Origin of the sequence: Variovorax sp. DAIF25 (assembly GCF_050711835.1) — a bacterium.
Lineage (GTDB): Bacteria > Pseudomonadota > Gammaproteobacteria > Burkholderiales > Burkholderiaceae_C > Variovorax.
Map to the genome: position 1 here is coordinate 2,909,317 of NZ_CP136636.1, position 21,314 is coordinate 2,930,630.

General features: G+C 70.9%; 16 protein-coding genes. 8 read left to right on the top strand and 8 right to left on the bottom strand.

Annotated features, from left to right (window positions below):
* Window positions 1-247: 247 nt before the first annotated feature.
* Complete coding sequence (locus R0232_RS13425) at window positions 248-2,029, top strand: carboxylesterase/lipase family protein (RefSeq protein ID WP_398496136.1); 1,782 nt, start codon at window positions 248-250, stop codon at window positions 2,027-2,029.
* Window positions 2,030-2,096: 67 nt separating this feature from the next.
* Here R0232_RS13425 and R0232_RS13430 read toward each other — a convergent pair whose 3' ends face one another.
* Entirely contained in the window at window positions 2,097-2,534 is a 438-nt protein-coding gene (locus R0232_RS13430) for an Lrp/AsnC family transcriptional regulator (protein WP_057595424.1), read from the bottom strand.
* Window positions 2,535-2,656: 122 nt separating this feature from the next.
* On the opposite strand from R0232_RS13430, the gene ilvB reads away from it, so the two are divergent.
* From ilvB to R0232_RS13450, 4 genes are all read left to right on the top strand, one after another.
* Window positions 2,657-4,507 carry a biosynthetic-type acetolactate synthase large subunit gene (ilvB, locus tag R0232_RS13435; RefSeq protein ID WP_431512425.1) on the top strand — a complete coding sequence of 617 codons (1,851 nt, stop codon included), beginning with the start codon at window positions 2,657-2,659 and terminating at the stop codon, window positions 4,505-4,507.
* Between the two features lie 130 nt (window positions 4,508-4,637).
* Entirely contained in the window at window positions 4,638-8,183 is a 3,546-nt protein-coding gene (locus R0232_RS13440) for an indolepyruvate ferredoxin oxidoreductase family protein (RefSeq protein WP_431512426.1), read from the top strand.
* A 74-nt stretch (window positions 8,184-8,257) separates the two neighbouring features.
* Window positions 8,258-8,836, top strand: a complete 579-nt coding sequence (locus R0232_RS13445) for a TetR/AcrR family transcriptional regulator (protein WP_431512427.1) — start codon at window positions 8,258-8,260, stop codon at window positions 8,834-8,836.
* 83 nt (window positions 8,837-8,919) lie between these two features.
* Window positions 8,920-9,660 (top strand): 3-oxoacyl-ACP reductase family protein, encoded by a 741-nt coding sequence (locus tag R0232_RS13450; protein ID WP_431512428.1) that lies wholly within the window; start codon window positions 8,920-8,922, stop codon window positions 9,658-9,660.
* Here the strand turns inward: R0232_RS13450 and R0232_RS13455 are convergent, their stop codons facing one another.
* Complete coding sequence (locus tag R0232_RS13455; protein WP_431512429.1) at window positions 9,661-10,656, bottom strand: AraC family transcriptional regulator; 996 nt, start codon at window positions 10,654-10,656, stop codon at window positions 9,661-9,663.
* Between the two features lie 225 nt (window positions 10,657-10,881).
* Here R0232_RS13455 and R0232_RS13460 point away from each other — a divergent pair, with 225 nt between their 5' ends.
* The 3 genes from R0232_RS13460 to R0232_RS13470 are packed head-to-tail and all read left to right on the top strand — an operon-like array spanning window position 10,882 to window position 14,376.
* The gene (locus R0232_RS13460; protein WP_431512430.1) at window positions 10,882-11,640 is read left to right on the top strand and encodes an aldolase; all 759 of its coding nucleotides are present in this window, start codon (window positions 10,882-10,884) and stop codon (window positions 11,638-11,640) included.
* A 1-nt stretch (window position 11,641) separates the two neighbouring features.
* Window positions 11,642-13,069 carry an amidase gene (locus R0232_RS13465; protein WP_431512431.1) on the top strand — a complete coding sequence of 476 codons (1,428 nt, stop codon included), beginning with the start codon at window positions 11,642-11,644 and terminating at the stop codon, window positions 13,067-13,069.
* On the top strand, window positions 13,066-14,376 hold the full coding sequence (locus R0232_RS13470; RefSeq protein ID WP_208510711.1) for an MFS transporter: 1,311 nt from the start codon (window positions 13,066-13,068) through the stop codon (window positions 14,374-14,376). The genes R0232_RS13465 and R0232_RS13470 overlap by 4 nt, the downstream gene beginning before the upstream one ends.
* 129 nt (window positions 14,377-14,505) lie before the next feature.
* Here R0232_RS13470 and R0232_RS13475 read toward each other — a convergent pair whose 3' ends face one another.
* From R0232_RS13475 to R0232_RS13500, 6 genes are read right to left on the bottom strand one after another with little or no spacing between them, the layout of a single operon-like run.
* Window positions 14,506-16,230 carry a hypothetical protein gene (locus R0232_RS13475; protein WP_431512432.1) on the bottom strand — a complete coding sequence of 575 codons (1,725 nt, stop codon included), beginning with the start codon at window positions 16,228-16,230 and terminating at the stop codon, window positions 14,506-14,508.
* 14 nt (window positions 16,231-16,244) lie between these two features.
* On the bottom strand, window positions 16,245-16,895 hold the full coding sequence (locus R0232_RS13480; RefSeq protein ID WP_431512433.1) for an FMN-binding negative transcriptional regulator: 651 nt from the start codon (window positions 16,893-16,895) through the stop codon (window positions 16,245-16,247).
* Window positions 16,896-16,903: 8 nt separating this feature from the next.
* Entirely contained in the window at window positions 16,904-17,890 is a 987-nt protein-coding gene (locus R0232_RS13485; protein WP_431512434.1) for an alpha/beta hydrolase fold domain-containing protein, read from the bottom strand.
* Window positions 17,887-19,554: an ABC transporter ATP-binding protein gene (locus R0232_RS13490; RefSeq protein WP_431512435.1), complete on the bottom strand. Its 1,668-nt coding sequence runs from the start codon at window positions 19,552-19,554 to the stop codon at window positions 17,887-17,889. The genes R0232_RS13485 and R0232_RS13490 overlap by 4 nt, the downstream gene beginning before the upstream one ends.
* Window positions 19,551-20,363: an ABC transporter permease gene (locus R0232_RS13495; protein ID WP_057595421.1), complete on the bottom strand. Its 813-nt coding sequence runs from the start codon at window positions 20,361-20,363 to the stop codon at window positions 19,551-19,553. The genes R0232_RS13490 and R0232_RS13495 overlap by 4 nt, the downstream gene beginning before the upstream one ends.
* Window positions 20,363-21,307, bottom strand: a complete 945-nt coding sequence (locus R0232_RS13500) for an ABC transporter permease (protein ID WP_431512436.1) — start codon at window positions 21,305-21,307, stop codon at window positions 20,363-20,365. Before R0232_RS13500 ends, R0232_RS13495 begins: the two co-directional genes overlap by 1 nt.
* Window positions 21,308-21,314: the final 7 nt, after the last annotated feature.

Genomic DNA, 21,314 nt, shown 5'->3' on the forward strand with positions numbered 1-21,314 from the left:
TGGGCCGCCGGTTTCTCCCCGATCGAACGGCCGCGCGCACCGGCGGCTCGTTCGCTGTCCCGTCTTCGCGGGTCGGGGGCGATTATCCCCGTGCCGATCGCGTCGCCGGCCCTTGCCCTCACATAGAACGCGGGCCAAAGGTGTGCGCGCGCCACATTGGAATCGGAGCCGACCGTGCCGAGACTCGTGGATGGTCGTCGGTCCCTGGGACCGGCGGCCATCACCACTGGAAAAAACAGGAGACTTCATGACGATTCGCCCTCTGCGCGCCGGTGCCGCCTGCGCCGTTCTCGCCCTGCTGCAACTCACGGCCTGCGGCGGCGGTGGAGGCGGCGGTGCCGGCTTCGTGGCCTTGCCCCCGCCCACGACGAGCAACCCGCCGCCCGACACGCCGCCCGCGCAGTCCCCGGTGCTGCGCACCACGGCCTACGGACCCGTGCAGGGCAACGACGACTCCGCGACCAACGGCACCTATAGCTGGAAGGGCGTGCCCTTCGCGAAGCCGCCGGTCGGCGCGCTGCGCTGGAAGGCGCCGGTCGACCCCGAGCCGTGGACCGCGACGAAGACGACGCAGAAGCTCGGCAATGCCTGCGCGCAGACGGGCCGGCTCTACGGCCCGGGCCAGAACAACCGCTACGACGAGACCATCGGCAGCTCGATCGGCAAGACCACGGGCTCCGAGGATTGCCTCTACCTCAACATCTGGACGCCCTCGACCGCGGCCGCGACCGACAAGCTGCCCGTCATCGTGTTCGTCTACGGCGGCAGCAACATCACGGGCTACACCGGCGATCCGGTCTACGACGGCGCGGCGCTCGCGAAGGCGGCCAACGCGGTGGTGGTGTCGATCAACTACCGGCTCGGCATCCTCGGCTTCCTGGCCTCGCCGCAGCTCAAGGCCGGCGTGGACGCGAACGACGACTCGGGCAACTACGCGATCCTCGACCTGATCAAGGGCATGAAGTTCGTCAACGCGAACATCGCGCGCTTCGGCGGCGACCCGGCCAATGTGACGCTGATGGGCCAGTCGGCCGGCGCCGTGAACATCTATGCGCTGATGGTCTCGCCGCTGGTGGTCAACACCAAGCCCGCGCTGTTCCAGCGCCTGGTGCCGCTGAGCGGCGGTGTCGCCACCGCGACCACGGTGCCGAACCAGAACAACGCGCTGCTGGCGGCGCTGCTGGTGGCCGACGGCACGGTGAAGGACACGGCCGCGGCCACCGCCTACATCGCGTCGCAGAGCAATGCCGACCTCGCGGCCTACCTGCGCTCGAAGAGCGCCGACACGCTGCTGCAGACCGTGCTGAACAAGCTGGCGCCGCAGGGGCTGTCGGCCTCGAATCCGCTCAACGACGGCGTGGTGGTGCCGACCAACCCGATCGCGGCGATCAACGCGGGCGAGTTCCTCAAGGTGCCGGTGCTGGCCGGCTACACGCGCGACGAGACCAAGCTGTTCCCGCAGAACCTCGCGACCTCGCCCGCCTTCGGCGGCATCAGCGGCCGGCTGCTCGACGACCCGACGGTGTTCTCGATGGCCTACAACTACGACCCGAACGCGGCGCCGACGACCTCGCTCGAGCAGTGGATCCCGGGCCAGTACCTGCCCGTGACGACCCCGGTGACCGGCTTCAACGCGCGCACCGACCTCTACAACCAGTACTTCTTCATCGCGCTGCGCAAGCAGATCTTTCCGGTGCTCGCGGCGCAGAAGGTGCCGCTGTGGTGGTACCAGTTCAACTGGGACAAGTCGCCGGCGCCGTTCAACGACATCTTCGGCGCGGCCCACACCTTCGACCTGCCGTTCGTGTTCGGCAACTTCGGGCCGTCGCTCTATTCGAAGTTCGCCAACTCGAAGGCCAACGAGCCGGGGCGGCTGCAGCTGTCGGACGCGATGATGAAGAGCCTGGCGGCGTTCGCGCGCGGCGGCGATCCGAACAACGCGGCGCTGGGCGTGAACTGGCCGCAGTATCCGGCGATGCTGAACTTCGATGCCTCGCTGACGGCGAAGGCGATCACGGTGCAGCAGTAAGGCCGCGGCGCGCGAGCGCCCGAGCCGCCCGGGGCCGGACCTGCCGGCCCGGGCGGCTTTTTTCCTTTCAGAGGATCGGCATGCTCGCTTCCTTCAGCACCCGCAGCACGAAGTGCGACTTGCTGTGCCGGATGCCGGGGATCTTGTAGAGCTTCTCGCGCAGCAGCCGCTCGTAGTCGCGCGTGTCGCGCACCGCGATCCGGATGTAGTAGTCGTAGTCGCCCGAGACCAGGTAGGCCTCCTGGATCTCGGGGATGGTGGCCAGGGTGCGGCCGAAGTCGTAGAGCGTCTCGTCGGTGTGGCTCTCGAGCGTGACCTGCACGATCACCGAGTCCTGGTAGCCGAGCTTGGCCGGATCGATGTCGACCGTGTAGCGCTTGATCACGCCCTGGGCCTCGAGCTTCTTGATGCGCGTCCAGCAGCTGGTGGGCGAGAGGCCGACCTCGGCGCTGATGTCCTGCAGGGTCTTGCGCGAATCGAGCAGCAGCACCCGGAGGATCGCCATGTCGATCTTGTCGAAAAGTCCTTCGTCATCTTGCGAAGATTTGCGATTGATTTTCATGTTTTAGGCCTGAATATCCAAAAATCAGAAGCAAATTCTGCCTCAAACCCGGAAGAATTGACGGCATGAGACTGCTCGACCTCCCCAACGACCTCGCCCTGACGCTGGATGCCGAAAATCTTTCGGACATCGGCGCGGCCACCGACCTGCCCCTCGATGCCGCGCTCGCCATCGACACCGCGCCGCGTGTGCGCAACGGCGCCGAGGCGCTGCTCGACACGCTGGTTGCCTGCGGCGTCGACACCCTCTTCGGCTACCCCGGCGGCGCCGCGCTGCCGCTGTACGACGCGCTGCACGGCGAGCCGCGGCTGCGCCATGTGCTGGTGCGCCACGAGCAGGCGGCCGTGCACGCGGCCGAGGGCTATGCGCGCACCACCGGCCGCGTGGGCGTGGTGCTGGTCACCTCGGGGCCGGGCGTGGGCAACACCATCTCGGGCCTGCTCGACGCGATCAGCGATTCGGTGCCGCTGCTGTGCATCAGCGGCCAGGTGTCGACCGCGGTGATCGGCACGCAGGCCTTCCAGGAGAGCGATGCGCTGGGCATGTCGCGCCCGGTCACCAAGTGGAACCACCAGGTGCGCACGCCCGACGAGGTGCCGACGATGGTGCGGCGCGCGCTCGAGATCGCGGCCGCGGGCCGGCCGGGCCCGGTGCTGCTCGACGTGCCGAAGGACGTGCAGCTCGCGCTGCCGGGGCAGGGCGCGCCGGTGCCCGTGCCGCGCCCGCTGCGCACGCACCGCTCGCCGGTGCCGCCGCGCGCCTGCATGCAGCGCGCGGCCGACCTGATCTCGACCGCGCGCCGGCCGGTGCTCTATGGCGGCGGCGGCCTCATCAACGCCGGCCCCGCGGCCTGCGAGGCCTTCACGCAGCTGGTGCGCAGGCTGCATGCGCCGTGCACGCTCACGCTGATGGGGCTGGGCGCGTTCCCGGCCTCCGACCCGGCCTTCCTCGGCATGCTCGGCATGCACGGCACGCTCGAGGCCAACCTCGCGATGCACGAGGCCGACCTCGTGGTCTGCGTGGGCGCGCGCTTCGACGACCGCGTGACCGGCAAGCTCGACCGCTTCTGCCCGCACGCACGCAAGATCCACATCGACATCGACCCGAGCAGCATCAACAAGGTGGTGCAGGTCGACGTGCCGATGGTGGGCGACTGCGCGGCCGTGCTCGAGGCGCTGCTCGCGCTGCTGCCCGAGCGCTTCGAGGCCGCGCGGCTCGCGCCCTGGTGGCAGCGCATCGAGCGCTGGCGCGCCGAGGACTGCCTGGGCTTCGCCCCGCGCGCCGACGCGATCCTGCCGCAACAACTCATGGCCTCGCTGCAGCAGGCGATCGGCGACACGGGAAGCGACACCATCGTCTCGACCGACGTGGGCCAGCACCAGATGTGGGTCGCGCAGTACCTGCGCTTCGACCGACCGCGCCGCTGGCTCACCTCGGGCGGCGCCGGCACCATGGGCTACGGCCTGCCGGCCGCGATCGGCGCGCAGGTGGCGCATCCCGAGGCGCTGGCCGTGTGCGTGAGCGGCGACGCCTCGGTGCTGATGAACATCCAGGAGCTGTCGACCGCGGTGCAGCACCGCGCGGCGGTCAAGCTGGTGCTGTGCAACAACGGCTACATGGGCATGGTGCGCCAGTGGCAGGAGCTCAACCACGGCAACCGCCTGAGCCACAGCTGGAACGAGGCGCTGCCCGATTTCGTGGCGCTGGCCAGGGCCTTCGGCTGGGGCGCGCGGCGCGTGAGCGACCCCACCGAGCTGCCCGCGGCGCTGGCCGAATGCCTGGCGAGCGAGGGACCGTTCTTCCTCGACGTGCAGGTGGCGGCGCAGGAGAACTGCTTTCCGATGATGCCGGCCGGCGCGGCGCACAACGAGGTGATGCTGGCCAAGGACCGCTGGTACGAACAGAAGGAGGCCTGAGCCCACGATCCTCCGCGCTGCGCTATCTTCCCCAACGCGCGCCGCTTACCCGCGGCGCGTGTTCCGCCCGCAGGCCGCTTACCGGTGGCCGAACGGGCATCTCTCGCGACTCTTACCGGAGCCTTCTTTCATGTCCCACGATCTCGCCAGCGTCTCGCTGGACGACAAGTACACCTCCACGTCCGGCCGCGTCTACCTGAGCGGCATCCAGGCATTGGTACGCCTCATGCTCGTGCAGCGATGGCGCGACCAGGCCAATGGCCTCGATACCGCCGGCTTCGTCTCCGGCTACCGCGGCTCGCCGCTCGGCGGGCTCGACGAGGCGCTGTGGAAGGCGCAGCCGCATCTCGATGCCAACCACGTCAAGTTCCTGCCCGGCGTGAACGAGGAACTGGCGGCCACCGCCGTCTGGGGCACGCAGCAGGTGCACCTGACCGGCGAGAGCGCGGTCGATGGCGTGTTCGCCATGTGGTACGGCAAGGCGCCCGGCGTGGACCGCTGCGGCGACGTCTTCAAGCACATGAGCCACGCGGGCACCTCGCCCCATGGCGGCGTGCTGCTGGTGGCGGGCGACGACCATGGCGCGTATTCCTCGACCCTGCCGAACCAGAGCGACCACCTGTTCGCGGCCTCGATGATCCCGATGCTCTATCCGCAGAGCGTGGAGGAGTACATCGAGCTGGGCCTGCACGGCTTCGCGATGTCGCGCTTCGCCGGGCTGCCCGTGGGCTTCAAGGCGCTGGCCGACACGGTGGAATCGTCGGGCTCGATCCCGGCCGACGCGCAGAACGTGCGCACCCTGCTGCCCGAGGATTTCGTGCCGCCCGCGGGCGGCATGCATGCGCGGCTGTCGACCGACACGCTGGGCGTGCAGGCGCGCAAGCAGGAGGCGCTGATGCAGGACGCGAAGATCTACGCGGCCATCGCCTATGCGCGCGCCAACCGGCTCAACCGCGTGACCATCGACGCGCCCTCGGCGCGGCTGGGCATCGTGGCCTCGGGCAAGTCGTACCGCGATGCGCTGGAGGCGCTCGAGGAGCTGGGCATCGACGCGGCCGAGGCGGCGCGCATCGGCATCCGCGTGTTCAAGGTGGCGATGCCCTGGCCGCTGGAGCCCGACTCGATCCGCGAGTTCGCCGACGGGCTCGACGAGATCCTGGTGATCGAGGAGAAGCGCCAGATCGTCGAGTACCAGCTCAAGGAGCATCTCTACAACTGGCGCGAGGACGTGCGCCCGCGCGTGATCGGCAAGTTCGACGAGCGCGGCGAATGGGGCGCGCATCCGCGCGGCCAGTGGCTGCTGCCGGCCACGGCCGACTTCTCGGTGGCGCAGATCGCGCGCGTGATCGCCGCGCGGGTGGCGCGCTTCCACACCAGCGACATGATTCGCACGCGGCTGGCGATCCTCGACGCCAAGGACGTGGTGCTCGGCAAGGCCGTGGCCACGCCGGCGCGGCCGGCCTGGTACTGCTCGGGCTGCCCGCACAACACCTCGACCAAGGTGCCCGAGGGCAGCCTGGCGCTGGCCGGCATCGGCTGCCACGTGATGGCGACCGCGATCTATCCCGAGCACAACCGCACCACGACCCACATGGGCGGCGAGGGCGCGCCCTGGCTCGGCCAGGCCTGGTTCTCGAAGCGCCACCACGTGTTCGCCAACCTCGGCGACGGCACCTACTACCACTCGGGCTCGATGGCGATCCGCGCCGCCGTGGCCGCGGGCGTGAACATCACCTACAAGATCCTCTACAACGACGCGGTGGCGATGACCGGCGGCCAGCCCGTCGACGGGCCCGTGAGCGTGCCGCGCATCGCGCACCAGGTGGCGGCCGAGGGCGTGCGCCGCATCGCGCTGGTGGCCGAAGACCCGACGCGCTGGCGCGACCGCTCGCCGCTGCCGGCCGATGGCGGCGGCTTCGTCCTCACCGTCCACCACCGCGACGAGATGGACGCGGTGCAGCGCACGCTGCGCGACTACGAGGGCGTGTCGGTGCTGATCTACGACCAGGTCTGCGCGGCCGAGAAGCGGCGGCGCCGCAAGAAGGGCGAGTTCCCGCAGGCCTCGCACCGCGTGTTCATCAACGAGGCCGTGTGCGAAGGCTGCGGCGACTGCGGCGGGCAGTCGAACTGCACCTCGCTGCTGCCGCAGCCCACGCCCCATGGCCTGAAGCGCCGCGTGGACCAGAGCGCGTGCAATGCCGACTACTCGTGCGTCAAGGGCTTCTGCCCAAGCTTCGTGAGCGTGGAGGGCGTGAAGCCGCGGCGCATCAAGCCGGTGGCCGCGCGCGGCGCCGAGGCCGACGCGGCGCTGCCCGAGCCGCCCGTGCATGCGATCGAGGGCATGCACAACATCCTGATCACCGGCATCGGCGGCACCGGCGTCATCACCATCGGCGCGCTGATCGGCATGGCCGCGCACCTCGAGGGCCAGGCCGCGAGCGTGCTCGACATGACGGGCATGTCGCAGAAGAACGGCTCGGTGACCTCGCACGTGCGGCTGGCGCGCGACGCGGCGCAGCTCAAGGCGCAGCGCATTCCCACCGGCGAAGCCGACCTGGTGCTGGGTTGCGACATGCTGACCGCGGGCGCGCCCGACGCCATCGCCAAGATGCGCCCGGGCCGCAGCTATGCGCTGGTGAACACCTTCGAGCAGCCGACCGGCCATTTCGCGCAGGACCCCGACTGGACCTTCCCGGCCGGCCAGGTGCGCGCGCTCATCGAGGAGTCGGTGGCCGGCAAGGTCGACTTCATCGACGCCACGGGCCTCGCGACCCGGCTCATGGGCGACGCCATCGCGGCCAACCTGTTCCTTTTGGGCTTCGCGTTCCAGAAGGGCTATGTGCCGCTGAGTTCGGCGGCGCTGCTGCGCGCGATCGAGATCAACGGCGTGGCCGTGAAGGCCAACCAGCAGGCCTTCCACTGGGGCCGGCGCGCCGCGCTCGACCTCGCGGCCGTGGCGCGCGAGGCCTCGCCCGCGCAGCCGGTGGCGCTGCAGCTGCCGCAGGGGCTCGACGCCTTGCTCGCGGACCGCACCGCCTTCCTCACGGCCTACCAGGACGCGGCCTATGCGCGGCGCTTCTCGGACTTCGTGGCGCGGGTGCGCGGCGTCGAGCAGGCCCGCGGCGGCGGCGACCGCTTCACGCGCGCGGTGGCGTCCAACCTGTTCAAGCTGATGGCCTACAAGGACGAGTACGAGGTCGCGCGCCTGTACACCGACGGCGCCTTCATGAAGAAGCTGCAGCAGGAATTCGAGGGCACGCCGAAGCTGCGCTTCCACCTCGCGCCGCCGATCCTCGGCCAGCGCGATGCGCAGGGCCGGCCGGTCAAGCGCGCCTTCGGGCCATGGATGCTGCAGGGCTTCCGCGTGCTGGCCGCGCTGCGCCGGCTGCGCGGCACGGCCTTCGATCCCTTCGGCCGCACCGAGGAACGCAGGACGGAACGCCGCCTGATCGAGGAGTACCGCGCGGGCATCGAGGACATCCTCGTGCGCTGGGACGAGGTCGATGCAGAGACGGCGCTGGCGCTCGCCAAGCTGCCCGAGCAGATCCGCGGCTACGGCCATGTGAAGGAAGCGAGCATCGCCGCCGCGCAGGTGAGGCGCGATGCGCTGCGCTCGCGGCTCGTGGCGCCGCGCGCCGAGGCGGGCCCGGTGGCGCGCGAGGCGGTGCCGGCCTGAGGGGGAAGGGCGAAGGCGAGTCCGGAATCACCTGTTTTGGACAGGGTGATCCGGAATCGCTAGACTCGCCCGCCATGGCCCGACCCAAAGCCTTCGACCGCAACGCCGCCCTGCAGGGCGCGATCGCCGTGTTCTGCGACCACGGCTACGACGGCACCTCGACCGAGATGCTGCTCGCCGCCATGGGCATCAGCCGCCAGAGCATGTACGACACCTTCGGCGACAAGCGCAGGCTCTATCTCGAGGCGCTGCAGCAGTACGCCGTGGGCCATGTGTCGCAGCACATCCGCGCGCTGCATGGCGCTGCCTCGCCGCGCGCGGGGCTAGCGGCCATGCTCGACGGCATGGCGACGCATTTCGGCGCGCGGGGCCAGCCGGGCTGCATGGGCATCGGCGCGCTCTGCGAATTCGGCCGCGGCGATGCCGAGGTGAGCCTGCTGACCGACACCGCGGGCCGCATGCTGCAGTCGGCCATCGAGGGCCGCATCGGCGAGGCCCAGGCCGCGGGCGAGATCGATGCCGCGCTCGCGCCGCGCGCGGCCGCGCAGTTCCTGATGGCCACGCTGTCGGGGCTCAAGCTCTCGGGGCGCGGCGGCGCTTCGGTCGAGGACCTGCGCGACATCGCGCGCATGGCGATGCGCGGCCTGCGTTGAATGTTTGTGCGCGCGCCCGGTTTCGGGTGCGCTTTTTTTTGCTCTATTCTGGATCGATCGATCCATTAAAAAAGGAAGTCGACATGACGAAATCCCTCTCCGGCAAGGCCGCCCTAGTGATGGGCGGCTCGCGCGGCATCGGCGCGGCCATCGTGCGGCGGCTCGCGAACGACGGCGCGGCCGTGGCCTTCACCTATGCGTCGTCGGACGCGGCGGCGCGCGCGCTCGTGGCCGAGATCGAAGGGCAGGGCGGCCGCGCGCTCGCGCTGCGCGCCGACAGCGCCGATGCGCAGGCCGTGCGGCAGGCGGTCGACGCCGCGGCCGAGGCCTTCGGCGGGCTGCACCTGCTGGTGAACAACGCCGGCATCCTGGTGGGCGGCATGGTCGAGGACTACGCGCTCGCCGACTTCGACCGCATGTTCGCGGTCAACGTGCGCTCGGCCTTCGTGGCGGTGCAGGCGGCGCTCAAGCACATGGAGCGTGGCGCGCGCATCGTCATCACGGGCAGCGTGGTGGCCGAGCGCGTGGGCTTCGCGGGTTCGTCGGTCTATGCGATGACCAAGGGCGCGGTGGCCTCGATGGCGCGCGGCCTCGCGCGCGACCTCGGGCCCAGGGGCATCACGGTGAACGTGGTGCAGCCCGGGCCGACCGACACCGACATGGCGCCGAAGTCCGAGTACGGCGAGCGGCTGGAGCCGTTGATGGCGCTGGGCCGCATGGGGCACGACAGCGAGATCGCCGGCATGGTCGCCTACCTCGCTGGACCCGACGCCAGCTTCGTCACCGGCGCGGCGCTGACGGTGGACGGCGGCTACCTGGCCTGATCAGGCCGGCGGGCGACCTGCGCGGTAGCCGCCCGGCGTGGTGCCGAAGCGGTCGCGGAAGGCGCGGCTGAAATGGCTGGGGTCGTTGAAGCCGTTGCGGAACGCGATCTCGGTCACGCTGAGTTGCGCGAGCCGCTCGTTGGCCAACTCCTCGGCCGCGCGCTCGAGGCGGCGCTCGCGCAGGTAGGCGCCGTACTGCGTCTGCTGCGTGGCGAACAGGCGGTGCACCAGCCGCTTGGAGATGCACAGCTCGCGCGCGATCGCCTCGACCGAGAGCTCGGGGTCGCAGAGGTTGGCCTCGACGTAGGCCGCGAGCCGCTGCCAGCGGTCGCGCTCGTGGCGCCTGGCCGCGCCGGCATCGCCGGCCTGCGGCGCGCCGGCCACCGCTTCGCAGTAGATGGCCGCGAGCAGCGAGACGAAGGACTGCTCCGAGAAATAGGCCAGCGCCGGATGCGGTTGCGCCTGCACCGCGAACAGGCGGTCGAGCTGCTGGCGCGCCGACTCGGCCAGCATCGAGCCGGGCTGCGCCAGCGAGGGCTCGAAGTGGTCGCGCAGGTCGGCATAGATGCCGAAGAAGCGCCCGGCCGGCAGCCGCAGTTGCACCAGCCGGCCCGATTCGTCGAGCGCGCAGGTCGAGGGCAGCCGCGTGGTGCGGAACACGATGTCGCCCTTGCGAAAGGGCAGCCGGCGGCCGGCCTGCTCGATGGTGCCCTGGCCGTCGACCGCGATCATCGCGAGCACCTCGCCCGCGCCGTCGTGGCCGGACTGGCCCGCCGCATGGCGCACCTGCATCGGCGTGGAATCGAAGCTGACCGCGATGCCGCCGCCCACGAGCCGGCAGGCCTCGAGGTTCATGCGCGGATGGCTGTGCTGCACGCTGAGTTCGCCGGGGTAGACCAGCGCGTCGAGCGTGGTCGAGTAGCCGCGCAGGTCGCCCGGGTAGAAGGGGCGCAGGTGCGGCGCGAAGCTCAGGTGCGGGGTCGGGTCGTGGTGCATGGTGGGGTGGGAGCCGGGCCGCGTGCATGGTTCGTGCCAAGGGCGGTCCGCGCCCGCAGTCTGGAGGGCGCGCCGCCGCGGCACATCGAGACTTTCCACTAGCGGGCGAGCTGCGGCCCCATCGCGTTGGCGCGCTGGATCAATGCGCGTGCGCGCAGGCGCAAGGCCCGGCGCCGCATCGCTTCCTACATTGGCGGCCATCGACCACCGATGAAGGAACCCCGCGTGAACCCCACCGTCACAGACGCCCCCTCCGCCGACGTGCCCCTGAAGCTCGACGGCCTCACCGTCGGCCACTGGAGCGATACCGAGAAGCTCGCGCTGAGCTGCCGCATCCTCGCGAAGGAGGGCCATTCCGAAACCCTGGCCGGCCAGATCACGGTGCGCCAGCCCGACGGCAGCTTCCTCACCACGCCGCTGGCGCATGCGTTCGGCGAGATCCGCGCGGGCTCGGTGATGCGCATCGACGATTCGCTGCGCGTGCTCGAGGGCCACGGCGTGCCGAACCCGGCCGTGCGCTTCCACCTCTGGGTGTACCGGCGCCGGCCCGACGTCAACTGCGTGATCCACACCCATCCGCCCTATGTGTCGGCGCTGTCGATGACCGGCGAGCCGCTGCAGGTCGCGCACATGGACGCCACGCCCTTCTTCGACGACTGCGCCTTCCTCGCCGAATGGCCGGGCCTGCCGATCGCCGACGTCGAGGGCGAGATCATCTCGGCCGCGCTCGGCGCCAAGCGCTGCGTGCTGCTGGCCAACCATGGCTTCCTGGCCGCCACCTCGAGCGTGGAGGAGTCGCTCTACCTCTCGGTGCTGATCGAGCGCGCCGCGCGCAACCAGCTGATCGCGCAGAGCGCCTACGGGCGGCTCAAGCTGGTCGATCCGGCGCTGGCCCGCGAATCGCACGACTTCCTGCTGCAGCCCAGCATCGTGAAAGCCAGCTTCGCGATGTTCGCGCGGCAACTCGACACCAAGGAGATCTGAGATGAGCGAGGACCTGCATTTCCTGGAACTGACCGAGGTGGCGCAGCGGCTGCGCGAGCGCGCGCTGTCGCCGGTGGAACTGACCGAGCGCATGCTGGCGCGCATCGAGGCCGTCGACCCCGCGCTGCATGCCTATGCGCGCACCATGCCCGAGAGCGCACGCGCCGAGGCACGCCGTGCCGAGGAGGAGATCGCGCGTGGCGGCTGGCGCGGTCCGCTGCATGGCGTGCCGGTGGCGGTCAAGGACAACTGCCATGCGGCCGGCGTGATCTGCGCCAACGGCACCGAGGTCTACGCCGACTTCAGGCCCGAGCGTGACTCGACCGTGGTGCGCAAGCTGCGCGAGGCCGGCGCCGTGATCCTCGGCAAGCTGCAGCACACCGAGGGCGCGTTCGCCGAGCACCACCGCAGCATCGTCGCGCCGGTCAATCCATGGAACGCGGACCAGTGGCCCGGCGCCTCCTCGAGCGGCTCGGGCGTGGGCACGGCCGCGGGCCTGTGCTTCGGCTCGCTGGGCACCGACACGGGCGGATCGATCCGCTTCCCCTGCGCGGCCAACAACCTCACGGGCCTGAAGCCGAGCTGGGGCCGCGTGTCGCGCTTCGGCGTGTTCGAGAACTCGGCCTCGCTCGACCACGTGGGGCCGATGACGCGCAGCGCGGCCGACGCCGCGGCGATGCTCGCCGCGCTGGCCGGTGCCGACGATGACGATCCCACGGCGCTGCCCGATGCCGTGCCCGACTACCTGGCGCTGTCGGCCCAGGGCGTGGCGGGGCTGCGCATCGGCATCGATGCCGACCACATCGCACGCGACGTCGATGCACCCACGCGCGCCGCGATGCAGGCGGCGCTGGCCACGCTCACCGGGCTGGGCGCCACGCTGCGCGAGGTGCGGCTGCCCGATCCGTCGGAGGTGATCGCGGGCTGGCTGCGCTTCTCGGCCGTGGAAATGGCGGCCGCGCACGAGGCCACCTATCCGGCGCAGAAGGAGCGCTACGGCCCGGTGCTCTCGGGCTTCATCGAGGTGGGCCGCGCGCAGTCGGGCATCGAGCTGCAGAAGCTGCTGATGCAGCGGCTGAACTTCCGCGGCGCGTTGACCAAGCTGTTCGGCGACATCGACCTGCTCGCGATTCCCGTCACCTGCGACGCGGGCTTCAGCAATGCGCGCGTGGCCACGCTGGGCACCGACGAGGGTGACCTGCTCAAGCTGCTGCGCTTCACCGCGCCCTACGACATGAGCGGCCATCCGACGCTGACCTTGCCCTGCGGCTTCACGCCCGAGGGCCATCCGATCGGCTTCCAGCTCGTGGCGGCGCATCTGCAGGAAGCCACGATGCTGCGCGCCGGCCGCGCCTACCAGGGCGCGACCGACTGGCACCGGCGCCATCCGGCATCGATTCAGGACCGCAACGAGGAGCACCCCGCATGAACACGATCGCCACACCGGTGGGCGCCGCCGCGCCCGCGGCCGCCAAGCCGCAGAGCGTCTGGAAGGTCGGCGCCGCCACCATGGCCGGCACCGCCATCGAGGGCTTCGACTTCCTGGCCTACGGCACGGCTGCCGCGCTGGTCTTCAACAAGCTGTTCTTCCCGAACTTCGATCCGGTGACCGGCACGCTCGCGGCCTTCGGCACCTTCGCGAGCGGCATGCTCGCGCGGCCGATCGGCGGCATCGTCTTCGGCCACTACGGCGACCGGCTCGGCCGCAAGGCCATGCTCACCTTGAGCCTGCTGATGATGGGCATCTGCACCGTGCTGATCGGCGTGCTGCCGACCTACGAATCGATCGGGCTCTGGGCCGCGGTGCTGCTGGTGCTGCTGCGCATCGGCCAGGGGCTGTCCTTCGGCGGCGAGCTCGGCGGCGCGATGCTGATGGCGGTCGAGCATGCGCCACCGCGCTGGCGCTCGCTGGTGGGCAGCATGCCGCAGATGGGCGCGCCGATCGGCGTGCTGCTGTCCTCGGGCGCCTTCGCGCTGGTCACGCAGCTGCCCGAGGACGCCTTCCTGCACTGGGGCTGGCGGCTGCCGTTCCTGGCCAGCGCGCTCTTGATCGCGGTGGGCATCTTCATCCGCACGCGCATCGACGAGTCGCCCGAGTTCGAGGCCGTGAAGGCGCACCGCAAGACCGCCGCGCTGCCCGCGCGCGAAGTGGTGCTGGCGCACTGGCGGCCGCTGCTGCTGACCATCGGCGGCAAGCTGGCCGAGGTCACGCTGATCTACACCCTCCTGGTGTTCTCGATCTCCTATGCGGTCACGCGGCTGGGCTTCTCGCGCGGCGATGCGCTGCATGCGCTGGTGCTGGGTTCGTCGCTGATGGTGCTGACCATTCCGCTGTTCGGCTGGCTGGCCGACCGTGTCGGCGCGCGGCGGCTCTACGTGTTCGGCGGCGCGCTGCTGGCCTTGATGGCGCTGCCGCTGTTCCAGGCCATCGGCAGCGGCTCGCTCACGGCCTACACGGTGGCGATGGTGGTGGCGCTCGCGCTCAACTACCCGCTGATGTTCGCGCCGCAATCCAACCTGTATGCGGCGCAGTTCCCGGCCGAGCTGCGCTACTCGGGCATCTCCATCGGCATCCAGATGGCGGCCGCGCTCGGCGGCGGGCTGGCGCCGATCATCGCGGCGACGCTGGTCGCGAAGTTCGGCAGCATCGTGCCGGTGGGAGCGTATGTGGCGGTGCTGGGGGCGGTGGCGGCGCTGTCGGCGTGGAAGATGCGGCCGGCGGCGAACGAGGGGTGACTCTTTTCTGGACTCCTTCCCCCTTTGGGGGAAGGTCGGGATGGGGGCACCGCGCGGCCGATGTTCGCGGGGCGATGGATGCGCCCGGTGCCCCCACCCCGGCCCTCCCCCAGCGGGGGAGGGTGAAAGTCAGGAGTGGCCGTCCACGCGCATCTGGAACAGGAAGTACGGCGGGATGCACGCCCCGCGCCCTTCGGGCTGGCCTTCGGCCTGCGCGCAGATGTAGTCGTCGCGGCAGGGCGCGGTGGCCGAGCAGCTGCGCAGGTTGCCGGGGCGCGTGTGCTTCGCGAGGCATTCGCCGAAGGGCCGCCTGGCCGCGAGGCACTGGTTGAAATCGCTGAGGATCGCGATGCCGCCGCACGTGCCGTTCGGGTCCTTGGGATCGCAGGGGCCCGAGCACATGCCGCCCGGGAAGCCGACCGAGGTCTTCTCGCAGACCGAGGCGGCGCCTTCGCAGGCGGTGCGCGGCATCTTCTCGGCGCGGTCGAGCCAGGGGTTGGCCGAGGCCGTGATGCGCGTGGGTTCGCAGCGCGCGCCGACGATTGCCGGCTCGGGTCGTGTGTTCGCATCGAGCGGCTCGGCGAGCGGCCGGAAGGGATCGGGCTTCGGCGTGGCCAACGCTGCCTGCAGGTAGCGTGCACGCCGCGCGAGTTCGTCCTGCAGATGCGGCGAGTGCGGCACCGCGAGCGCATTGCCGGGCGTGAAGCTGCGCGAGGCGCCGCGGCGATCGACGCCCAGCAGATGGAAGCCCGCGACCGCGCGGCTCTGATGGCAGCCCATGCAACTCAGGTCGTCGAGCCGGCGCAGCAGGGCGCGTGGCGACTGCAGCGTGCGACTGCCGGGCACGGCCTGCCATTCGCTTTCGGGGAAGAGCTGCTCGAACGGACGGTTGGCGAGGCGCTCGAGGCCGCGCGGCGCGACCGAGATGGCCTCGGTGGCGAGGAATCGCTCGGGAATCCTGAGCGTGGCTTCGTCGAGCGCGCGCAGGTTCCCGGGCTGGCGAATCCATTGCTCGAGTTCCTGGCGCAGCGGCGCGCTGGCCTTGAGCTTCGCGACGTCGGGCGTGTTCTCGAGCGGGCCCACGTCGTAGCGCTTCGCGGCTGTATTCCAGCGGAAGGCACGCAGCATGTATTCGGCATGGCCACCGAGGTCGGGCCGCACGGCCGAGGGCCAGCGCACGCTCTGCAGGTTCACCGTGAGTTGCGAGATGCGCGCGGGCGCGAGCCGCTGCGGCGCGAGCGGGCCGTCGGCCGACACCAGCCAGCGGCCCAGCGCCTCGTCGGCCATCGCGGCCTGCGGCGGCTGCCAGCGCTTCGCGGCCGAGGCGCAGCCGCCATCGGCATCGGGCGCGTCGCCGCGCAGCTCGACGTTGACGGTCATCGGCAGCCGCGACTGCATCGCGCTCGTGCGGTAGGCGAGGCGGTACACGAGCCGGGTCTCGCCGCAGGCGCCGTCCTGGAACGGGCGGCGGTCCATGCGGTTGGCCACGCCGACGAGTTCGAAGAAGGCATCGGGGCTCGCGAGCCAGCGCGCGTCGAACAGGCGGTGGGGGTACTTCGCGATGCCGACGCCGGCCTGCTTGTCGCGGCGCTGGATGGCCGCGAGGCTGGCGCCGAGGGGCTCGGCGATGGAGCGCCAGGCCTTCGAGCGCATCAGCGCCTCGTTGCTCGCGATGCCGTCGGCGCCCGGTGTTTCGGCCAGCCAGTGGGGGAAGTCGGCGCCGGATTTCTCGGCTGCCTGCAGCGCCGCGGGCGCGGTGACGAGCAGCAACGGCTCGGCCGCGTGGGCGGTGGCGAAGAGGGAGGGCAGCGCGAGGCCGGCGAACAGGCGGAGAAGAAGCGGCACGCGGACCATTGTGCCGCGACGGTTCAAGCGCTCGTGATGGTCTCCAGCCGCTCGCGCATCATCCGCGCCACGGCCACGCCCTGCGGCTCGCCGAGCCGTTCGAGCGCGGCGATCACGCCGCGCCGGTCTTCCTCCGAGCGGTCCTGGTTGAGCTTGAACTTGCCCTCGAGCGATTGCACGGGAATCTCCACCGCCGCGATCATGTCGAGCCGCGGCGCGACGAAGTCGAAGGGCATGGCGTCGAAGTCCCAACTGCCCGCGCATTCGGCGCGCAGCGGCGTGTCGTAGACCGCGACGGTGCGGCGCAGCACGGCGTGGATCGCCATGCGCTCCTCGATCACGCGCGGCGTGCCGCGCGCATGGATCGCGCTGTAGTTCCAGGTCGGAAATGTGCTCTGTTTGACGTACCAGCTCGGCGTGACGAAGGCATGCGGGCCCTGGAAGATCACCAGCGCCTCGCGGCCCGCGCGCAGGTCCTCGAGCTGCGGGTTCTTCCGCGCGAGATGGGTGGTGAGCAGGCCGGCCTCGCCGTCTCGCGCATCGAGCAGGAAGGGCAGGTGGGTGGCACTGGCGCCGGCCGGGCCGACGGTGACCAGGGTGGCGAAGCTCCAGGCGCGCATGCCTTCGTGCAGCGTCGCGAGCTCGGCCTCTGCATAGGGCTTGGGCGTGTACATGCGGCGGCTCAGCGCGTGGCGAGGTCGTGCAGCCAGCGCACCGAATCGTCGAAGGCGCGGCCGGCCACGTCGGCGACCGAGACCGCCTCGAGGAAGCCGTGGATGGTGCCGGGGTAGAGCGTCTCGCTGACCGCCACGCCGGCCTCGCGCAGTCGCGCGGCCATCAGCCGGTTGTCGTCGTACAGCGGATCGCATTCGGTGACCACCATGCAGGCCGGCGGCAGGCCCTCGAGCCGGGCCGAGAGGCTGTGCAGGCGCGGGTCGGCGAAGTCGGCGGGCCCGCGTGCATAGAGGCCGTAGAACCACAGCATCATGTGCAGCGACAGGCCGTATTCGCCCGCGCCGTAGCGCACCACCGATTCGCGGTAGAGCTCGGTGCTGTAGGCGCCGTAGTTCAGCAGCATGCCGCGCGGCAGCGCGTCGCCCTCGTCGCGCAGCACCAGGCAGGCGCCGACCGAGAGGTTGGCGCCGGCCGAGTCGCCGCCGATGAAGAGCTGCGCGGGATCGATGTCGAGCGTGCCCGCATGGGCGGCCAGCCAGCGCATCACGTCGACGCATTCGTCGTGCGGCTGCGGAAACCGCGCCTCGGGGGCGCGCGTGTAGTCGATGCCGATCACCGCGATGCCGGCGCGGCCCGCGTACTCGCGCATCACGCGGTCGTGGGTGTCGAGGCTGAACAGCACGAAGCCACCGCCGTGGATATAGACCAGCGCACCCTGCAGCGCGCGCTGCGCGGGGTAGTGCACACGGATGCGCACCTCGCCGTGGCGCGTGGGCACGCGGTGGTCGACGCTGCGCGCCATCTCGGGCCCGCCCTGCGTCCACGGCGCGCGCACCTTCTCGGCATTGGCGCGGCCCTCGGCGATGGGAATGGTGTGGCGCTTCGGATAGCGCGCGCCCTCGGCGCCCATGAGGCGCATGAACTCGACGATCTGCGGATCGAGCGGCGGCGGGGCGCTGGGATGCTGCCAGCTGTAGGGCAAGGGGGAGGTCACGCGAAGGCTTTCTCGGGAACGGGTTGGATGTCGATGGCGGGTTCGGCCAGCTCGTGCAGCGGCCGCGGCGTGGCCGCCAGCAGCGCCTGGGTGTAGGCATGGCGCGGCTGGTCGAACACCGCGTCGCGCGCGCCTTGCTCCACGATGCGGCCGCGCTCCATCACGATCACGCGGTCGGCGATCTGCTCGACGGCCGCGAGGTCGTGGCTGATGAACAGGCAGGCGAAGCCATGGTGCTGCTGCAGGCTCTGGAACAGGCGCAGCACCTGGGCCTGGATCGTCATGTCGAGCGCGGACACCGGCTCGTCGGCCACCACGAAGGCGGGCCGGCGCACCAGCGCGCGCGCGATCGCCACGCGCTGGCGCTGGCCGCCCGAGAGCTCGTGCGGATAGCGCGCGCCCAGGCCGTCGAGGCCGACCTCGTCGAGCGTCTCGGCCACGCGCCGAAGGCGTGCCGCCGCATCGAGCTCGGGCAGGTGGCGCAGCGGCTCGGCCACGATCTCCTGCACGCGCATGCGCGGGTCGAGCGAGGAGAAGGGATCCTGGAACACCAGCTGGCAGGCCAGCCGGAAGCGGTGCAGCGCAGCGCGGCCGGCGGTGCGCACGTCCTCGCCACGGAACAGGATCTGCCCGGCGTTCGAGGGCGCGAGCCGCAGGATGGCGCGGCCCAGCGTGGTCTTGCCCGAGCCGCTGCCGCCCACCAGCGCGACCATCTCGCCCGGGTGGATGTCGAGGTCGAGCGCATCGATGACGCGCACCGGCGGCTGGCGCTTGAAGAAGCCCAGGCGCGCGCCGGGGTAGCTCACGCCGAGGCCGCGCACCTGCAGCAGCGGCTGGCGCGTCTCGGTCGCCGCCGGCTTGGCGGCCTGGCGGCGCGGCAGCGCGTCGACCAGCTTGCGCGTGTAGGCCTGCTTCGGCGCGACCAGGATCGACGGCACCTCGCCGGTCTCGACCAGCCGGCCCTTCTCGAGCACGATCGCGCGCTGCGCATAGCGGCCCACCAGGCCGAGGTTGTGCGTGATCAGCAGCACGGCCGTGCCGTTGTCGCGCGCCAGTTCGACCATCAGGTCGAGCACCTCGCGCTGGCTCAGGGTGTCGAGCGCGGTGGTGGGCTCGTCGGCGATCAGCAGGCGCGGCTTCAGCAGCATCACGCTCGCGAGCATGATGCGCTGGCGCATGCCGCCCGAGAACTCGTGCGGATAGGCCTGCATGCAGCGCTCGGGGTCGGCGATCTGCACGCGGCGCAGCATCTCGAGGCTGCGCGCGCGGATCTCGGCGGCCGACAGCCGGTGGTGCATGCGCAGGCCCTCGGCCATCTGCTCGCCGATGCGGTGCACCGGGTTGAGCGAGACCATCGGCTCCTGGAACACCATGCCGATGCCCGGGCCGCGGATCGGCCGCATGGCCTGCGCGTCGTGCCGGCTCAGGTCCTGGCCGTCGAACAAAATGCGCCCGCCGGTCTGCGCGATGCCCGGCGGCAGCAGCTGCAGGATGGCGCGCGCGGCCATGGTCTTGCCGCTGCCCGATTCGCCGACCACGGCGAGGAATTCGCCGGGCCGGACCTCGAACGAGAGGTCGTGCACCAGCGGCTGGGTGCCGTGGCGCAGCGCGATCCTCAGGTGCTCGACCGAGAGGACGGGAGAAGTTGTGGAAGGCGCGTTCATGACTTCTCCGTCCGCGGATCGAGCCGGTCGCGCAGCGATTCGCCCAGCAGGTTGATGCCCAGCAGCGTGAGCGCGATGCACAGGCCCGGCACCACGCACAGCCAGACGGCCGAGACCATGTAGGGCCGCGCGCTCGAGAGCATGTTGCCCCAGGTGGGCGCCGGCGGCGGCACGCCCAGGCCCAGGAAGCTCAGCGCGCTCTCCGACAGCAGCACCCAGCCGAACATGCTGGTGGCCAGCACGGCGACCGGCGCCACGCAGTTCGGCAGGATGTGGCGCCACATGGTGTAGATCTCGCCGTTGCCGATCATGCGCGAGGCCTCGACGTATTCGCGCTCGCGCAGCGACAGCACGGTGCCGCGCACCACGCGCACCACCGAGGGCGCGTAGGCCAGGCTCAGCGCGAGCACGATGCCCCACTGGTTGGCGCCCACGATCACCATCACGGCCAGTGCCAGCAAGAGGCCCGGGAAGGCCAGCAGCGTGTCGTTGAAGGCCATCAGCACGCGGTCGGTCCAGCCGCGCACGAAGCCCGCGACCACGCCCACCACCAGCCCGATGGCGGTGGCCAGCGCGACCGTGAGCAGCGCCACCAGGCAGCTGGTGGAGGCGGCGCGCATGGCGCGGCTGGCCACGTCGCGGCCGAACTCGTCGGTGCCGAGCCAGTGCGCCATCGAGGGCGCCTGCAGCTTGGACTTGAGGTCGATGCCGACCGGGTTGTAGGGCGTCCAGACGGCCGCCACCACGGCCAGCACCAGCAGCGTGGCGATCAGCACGCCGCCCACCAGGGTATGGGTCTTGATCTTCATCACTGCACCGACACCCGCGGATCGAACAGGGGATAGCACATGTCCACGACCAGGTTGATGACCACATAGATGCAGGCGGTGAACAGCAGGCAGCCCTGCAGCACCGGGTAGTCGCGCGCGAAGATCGAATCGATCATCAGGCGCCCGAGGCCGGGCAGGGTGAACACCGTCTCGAGCACCGCGATGCCGCTGAGCAGGTGGCCGAGGATCAGCCCGATCATGGTCAGCGTGGGATTGAAGGCGTTGGGCAGCACGTGGCGGCGCAGCACCTGCGACTCGGGCACGCCCTTGGCGCGCGCATGCGTCACGTACTCGAGCCGCAGGATCTCGATGGTGCTGGCGCGCGACATGCGCGTGAGCACGCCGGTCTCGACCAGCACCAGCGTGACGATCGGCAGGATCACGTAGAGCACGCCCTGCGAGAAGCTCTCGGACAGCGGCACGTAGCCCACCACCGGCAGCCAGTGCAGGTACTGGCCGAAGAACATCAGGAGCAGCAGGCCGAGCCAGAAGCTCGGCACCGAGAGCATCAGCGTGGCCGCGCCGATGATGGCGAGGTCGGTGGGGCGGTCCTTGCGCCAGGCGGCGACCAGGCCGGCGGGCACGGCGATCAGCGAGGCCAGCGCCACCGCGACCAGCACGATGACGGCGCTGACCTGGAAGCGTTCCCAGACCAGCGGCAGCACCGGCAGGCCGTTGGTGGTGGAGACGCCGAGGTCGCCGCCCAGCGCCTGGCGCAGCCAGACCAGGTATTGCAGCGGCAGCGGCTGGTCCAGGCCCATCTGGCGGCGCATCGATTCGAGCTGGGCCGGGTCGGCCCCTTCGCCGAGCATCAGCAGCACCGGGTCGCCCGGGATCAGCCGCATCAGCGTGAAGACCGCGATGGAGACCAGCAGCAGCGTCGGGATCGTCATCGCGATCCGGCGCAGGAGGTAGGCGGGCATGAAGGCG

What these genes read in the sequence shown, in the direction of transcription:
- R0232_RS13470 (WP_208510711.1), top strand. Translation starts at nt 13,066, where the DNA reads ATGAACACGATCGCCACACCGGTGGGCGCCGCCGCGCCCGCGGCCGCC.
- R0232_RS13500 (WP_431512436.1), bottom strand. Translation starts at nt 21,307, where the DNA reads ATGCCCGCCTACCTCCTGCGCCGGATCGCGATGACGATCCCGACGCTG.
- ilvB (WP_431512425.1), top strand. Translation starts at nt 2,657, where the DNA reads ATGAGACTGCTCGACCTCCCCAACGACCTCGCCCTGACGCTGGATGCC.
- R0232_RS13450 (WP_431512428.1), top strand. Translation starts at nt 8,920, where the DNA reads ATGACGAAATCCCTCTCCGGCAAGGCCGCCCTAGTGATGGGCGGCTCG.
- R0232_RS13455 (WP_431512429.1), bottom strand. Translation starts at nt 10,656, where the DNA reads ATGCACCACGACCCGACCCCGCACCTGAGCTTCGCGCCGCACCTGCGC.
- R0232_RS13480 (WP_431512433.1), bottom strand. Translation starts at nt 16,895, where the DNA reads ATGTACACGCCCAAGCCCTATGCAGAGGCCGAGCTCGCGACGCTGCAC.
- R0232_RS13425 (WP_398496136.1), top strand. Translation starts at nt 248, where the DNA reads ATGACGATTCGCCCTCTGCGCGCCGGTGCCGCCTGCGCCGTTCTCGCC.
- R0232_RS13430 (WP_057595424.1), bottom strand. Translation starts at nt 2,534, where the DNA reads ATGGCGATCCTCCGGGTGCTGCTGCTCGATTCGCGCAAGACCCTGCAG.
- R0232_RS13490 (WP_431512435.1), bottom strand. Translation starts at nt 19,554, where the DNA reads ATGAACGCGCCTTCCACAACTTCTCCCGTCCTCTCGGTCGAGCACCTG.
- R0232_RS13440 (WP_431512426.1), top strand. Translation starts at nt 4,638, where the DNA reads ATGTCCCACGATCTCGCCAGCGTCTCGCTGGACGACAAGTACACCTCC.
- R0232_RS13465 (WP_431512431.1), top strand. Translation starts at nt 11,642, where the DNA reads ATGAGCGAGGACCTGCATTTCCTGGAACTGACCGAGGTGGCGCAGCGG.
- R0232_RS13495 (WP_057595421.1), bottom strand. Translation starts at nt 20,363, where the DNA reads ATGAAGATCAAGACCCATACCCTGGTGGGCGGCGTGCTGATCGCCACG.
- R0232_RS13445 (WP_431512427.1), top strand. Translation starts at nt 8,258, where the DNA reads ATGGCCCGACCCAAAGCCTTCGACCGCAACGCCGCCCTGCAGGGCGCG.
- R0232_RS13475 (WP_431512432.1), bottom strand. Translation starts at nt 16,230, where the DNA reads ATGGTCCGCGTGCCGCTTCTTCTCCGCCTGTTCGCCGGCCTCGCGCTG.